Origin of the sequence: Streptomyces sp. UH6 (assembly GCF_013421635.1) — a bacterium.
Classification (GTDB): Bacteria; Actinomycetota; Actinomycetes; order Streptomycetales; family Streptomycetaceae; genus Streptomyces; species Streptomyces abyssomicinicus.
The window spans coordinates 1-3,799 of the sequence record NZ_JACADT010000552.1 but is presented as its reverse complement, the minus strand read 5'-3'; the positions used below and the strand labels follow the sequence as shown (position 1 = coordinate 3,799).

General features: G+C 73.3%; 5 protein-coding genes. All 5 read right to left on the bottom strand.

The genetic code is table 11. The annotated features are described in order from the left end of the window. Nucleotides 1–1,400 (bottom strand): copper resistance CopC/CopD family protein (locus HW445_RS21835; RefSeq protein WP_374939681.1); only part of this gene is annotated, 1,400 nt, incomplete at its 3' end. A 12-nt stretch (nucleotides 1,401–1,412) separates the two neighbouring features. After that, nucleotides 1,413–1,910, bottom strand: coding sequence for a copper chaperone PCu(A)C (locus HW445_RS21830; RefSeq protein WP_374939680.1), 498 nt, complete (start codon nucleotides 1,908–1,910; stop codon nucleotides 1,413–1,415). Then, nucleotides 1,907–2,560 carry an SCO family protein gene (locus tag HW445_RS21825; protein WP_180222673.1) on the bottom strand — a complete coding sequence of 218 codons (654 nt, stop codon included), beginning with the start codon at nucleotides 2,558–2,560 and terminating at the stop codon, nucleotides 1,907–1,909. The genes HW445_RS21830 and HW445_RS21825 overlap by 4 nt, the downstream gene beginning before the upstream one ends. Before the next feature lie 90 nt (nucleotides 2,561–2,650). After that, entirely contained in the window at nucleotides 2,651–3,391 is a 741-nt protein-coding gene (locus HW445_RS21820; protein WP_180222672.1) for a YcnI family protein, read from the bottom strand. Then, nucleotides 3,388–3,579, bottom strand: a complete 192-nt coding sequence (locus HW445_RS21815; protein ID WP_180222671.1) for a hypothetical protein — start codon at nucleotides 3,577–3,579, stop codon at nucleotides 3,388–3,390. Before HW445_RS21815 ends, HW445_RS21820 begins: the two co-directional genes overlap by 4 nt. Nucleotides 3,580–3,799: the final 220 nt, after the last annotated feature.

The window sequence follows — 3,799 nt, the reverse complement described above, 5'->3', positions numbered from 1 at the left end:
GCGTCCGCCGTGGGACCGGCACTCGACGCGGCGTCGGCCTCCGCGGCGTCGGCCTCCGCAGCCGAAGCGGTACCGGCGGCGACCACCACACCGCTTGCGTCCGAATCCGCACCGGCGGTCACACCGTCCGCGTCCGGCGTCGCGTCGCCGAGCCGCTGGGTCCACCGGCGGGAGATCCACGCGACGCCCACCAGGACGGCGATCAGACCTCCCTTCACGATCAGCAGCCGGCCGTACGACGTGCCCGTGAGGGCCTCCCACGAGCCGACCTGCCGCCACGACTGGTAGAGGCCGGTGACCGCCAGGGCCGCCACCGAGGCGAAGGCCACCCGGGAGAAACGGCGTACCGCCCGACGGTCCACCGCGTCCTGAGCGGGTCCCCGGTACAGGGCCACGAGCAGGGCCGCCAGACCGCCCAGCCACAGGGCCACGGCCAGCAGGTGGACCACGTCCACCGGCATCGCGATCCCCGGCTGGAGCCCTGCGGAGGCGTGCTCCGAGAGGGCCCAGGTGGCCGCGAGACCCGCGGAGACGACCACACCGCCCAGTGCCAGGCCGAACGACAGGTCCCGCTTCTCCTCGCCGTCCGCCCGCCGCTGGTAGGTGCCGAAGAGGACCGCCACGAAGAGCGCGGCCACCGCGAGCAGCAGCAGCCGGCACACCAGCGCGGCACCCGTACGGCTCTGCAGCACCTGCGCGAGCTGACCCATGTCGAGGACGTCGCCCACCGTGCCGGAGCTGATGTACGCCCCCCGCAGAAGCAGCAGCGCCAGGGTTCCCGTGGTCAGCGCCAGCCAGCCGCCGACGACCAGCCGCTGCAGTGCGCGGACCCCGGCGCCCTGCCGCCAGCAGACCAGCACGAACGCCGCACCGCCGACCAGCACCGTGAACCCGGCGTACGAGACGTACCGCGCGACGCCGTAGAGCGTGCTGACGACCCCGCCGCCCGCGGTCTCCTCGGGAAGGGCCACCGAGGTCGTGGAGGGCGCGCCCACCGAGAAGGTGTACGCGCCGGAGACCGGGTGGCTGTCCTCGGAGACCACCTGGTAGGCCACCGTGAAGGTGCCCTCCGGCAGCCCCGGCGTCAGTTCGGCCCTGAGCGTGGTCCCCTCGACCGAGGGCGCCTTGCCGGTGTCGACGCGGTTGCCCTTGGGGTCGAGCACCCGGAGGGAGTCGGCGGAGACGGCGACCTTCTCGGAGAAGGTGACCGTCACCTGCTCGGGAGCCTGCTCGACCACCGCTCCCTGCTGGGGGTCGCTGCCGGTGAGCGCGGCGTGCGCGGACGCCGGACCGGCCCCGGCCAGCATCAGCGCGGCCACGGCGAGCAGCAGCAGTGCCAGGACACGAGCGGTCCGCGTACGCGCGGCGGTTGCGGCGCGGGGTGCGATGGTCGGCGTCACGGTGGTCCCTCCCTAGTGCCGTTGGTGCGACGGTGTGTAGGTGGCCGACTCGACCGGCATCTCGACGGTGACCGGATCGGCGTCCTTGAAGCGGAGCTCGACGGTGACCGTCTCGCCCTCCGTGGGCCGGCGGGTCAGGCCCTCGAACATCAGGTGGGTGGCGCCGGACTCGAGCGTCAGCCGCCCCTCGGCGGGGACGTCGACGGATTCCGCGGGACGCATCGCCCCGTCCACCGTCTCGTGGACGGTGACCGAGGCGGCCAGGTCGCTGGAGACGCCGGTCAGCTCGGCCGGCCGGTCGCCCTCGTTGACCACGGTCAGGAAGCCGGCGGCCAGCGAGTCGGAGACCGGCTGGGGCATGTAGGCGTCCCGCACCGACAGCTCCGGCCCGTCCGGCCCGCCGCAGGCGGCGAGTGGCAGGGCGAGCACGGCGACGACGGCGGAGGGCAGGCGCCCACGGCCCCGGCGCGCCCGGGCCGTGCGGGCGCGCCCCCGGTCCGCACCGCTCACGGCTTCGCGCCCTTGATCAACGCGGGCAGGTCCGCGGTGTAGTCGTCGACGGTGGTGTCCTCGCCGTAGAGGACGTACCCCTGGTCGGTCTTGGGGGAGAACGCGACGACCTGGGTGCCGTGGGTGGACACGACGGTGCCGTCCTTCTCCTTCACCGGCTCCTCGATGGTGATGCCCAGGGTGCGGGCGCCGGCCTGGATGGTGGCGAAGTCGCCGGTCAGGCCGATGATGTCGGTGTCGATGCCCTTGAGCCAGGCGCCGAGCTCCCCGGCGGTGTCCCGCTCGGGGTCGGTGGTGACGAAGACGACCCGCAGGTCGTCCTGCTGCTCCTCGGGAAGCTGCTTCTTGGCCACGGCGAGGTTGTTCATGGTCAGCGGGCAGACGTCGGGGCAGTTGGTGTAGCCGAAGTAGAGGAGGGTCGGCCTGCCCTGCGTCTGTTCGCGGAGGTCGAACTCCTTGCCGTGGGTGTCGGTGAGCACCAGGTCGGGCTTCTCGAACGGCGTGTCGAGCACGGTGGCCGCCTTGTCGTCGGGCGTCACCTCGGTCACCGCGGTTCCCGGCTTCTCGGGAGCGGGCTCGCCGGACGTGCAGGCGGAGAGCGTGAGGGCGGCGGCGAGCAGGGCGGCCGCGGTGCAGATCTTGTTGCGCATGGAGTTTCGTGTCCCAGGGGGTGGACCCGGACGCCGCCGGGACGCGTCAGGACGCGCCCCGGCGACGGCCGTAGGGCTGAATGGGGTCGGTCAGGCGGTACGGCGACGGGCGAGGACGCCGAAGGCGACACCGGCCACGCCGATCACGATGCCCACCACGCCGAGCACCCGGGCCGCGGTGTCCGTGGCGCCGGCGGCACTCTCGTGGGCGTCGTCCTCGTGGGCCTCCTCCGCGTTCTTGCCGGAGGCTGCGGAGTCGTCGTCCTTGGCGGTGCCGTGCCCGTCCCCGGCCGCGGCGGAGAGCTGCAGCACCGGGGCGGGGCTGTCGGGCTCCTCCTCGCCCTCCTGGAGCTCGATCCAGCGTACGACCTCGCCGTTCGAGTACGTCTGGAGCGACTTGAAGACGAGTTCGTCGGCGTCCTCGGGCAGCGGGCCGACCGAGACCGGGAACTTCTGGAAGAAGCCGGGCTGGATGCCGCCCTTCTTCTCGTCCTCGGCGGTCCAGACGATCTTGGTGATGGCCTCGTCGACCTTGCGGCCGTGCAGGTCGAGCGGCTTGTCGAGCTTGCTCCTGGTCACCTCGACGTCCCAGCCCTGGACCGGCTGGGGCATCACGGACGCCAGCGGGTGGTCGGCCGGGAAGTTGACCTCGAGCTTGGTGGTCGAGGCGTCGTCCCGCTCGTTGGGGACCTTGAACGCCACGGTGGCGTAGCCACCCTTGGCCGCGGCGCCCTCCGGCTGCACGCTGACGTGCGCGAAGGACGGCGAGGACAGGAGCAGGACGGACGCGCCGGCCGCGGCGAGGGCGGCGGCGATTCGGGTTGCCTTCATGGGGGACTCCACTTCCGGATGTCACACGGGGATTCGGTCGGACGGCGCGCGGGCGCGCCGGGCCGCGCGACGGCGGCGTCCGGTCCGGTTCCGGTGGTGCGGAAGGGCAGGCCCTTGAGGCCCGCCAGGCCCATCAGGCCCATCAGGCCCATCAGGCCCATCAGACCCATCAGGCCCCTCTGGCCCATCAGGCGCTGAGGCCCGTCAGGTCGGCAGGTCCTGATCGGCCCCGAGGGTCCGGGCTCCGGGTGCCCGTGGTCCCGGCGGATCCAGGGATCCCGGCGGACCGGGCGGGACCCGGCGGAAGACGGAGAGGACGTCGCGTCAGGCGGCGAGAGCGAAGACGTGCGCGGGGGCGGGCGGGCCGCGCCTGGTCACCGTGTGCAGGAGGGGCGCCGTCGGCGGCAC

What these genes read in the sequence shown, in the direction of transcription:
- HW445_RS21825 (WP_180222673.1), bottom strand. Translation starts at nt 2,560, where the DNA reads ATGCGCAACAAGATCTGCACCGCGGCCGCCCTGCTCGCCGCCGCCCTC.
- HW445_RS21820 (WP_180222672.1), bottom strand. Translation starts at nt 3,391, where the DNA reads ATGAAGGCAACCCGAATCGCCGCCGCCCTCGCCGCGGCCGGCGCGTCC.
- HW445_RS21815 (WP_180222671.1), bottom strand. Translation starts at nt 3,579, where the DNA reads ATGGGCCAGAGGGGCCTGATGGGTCTGATGGGCCTGATGGGCCTGATG.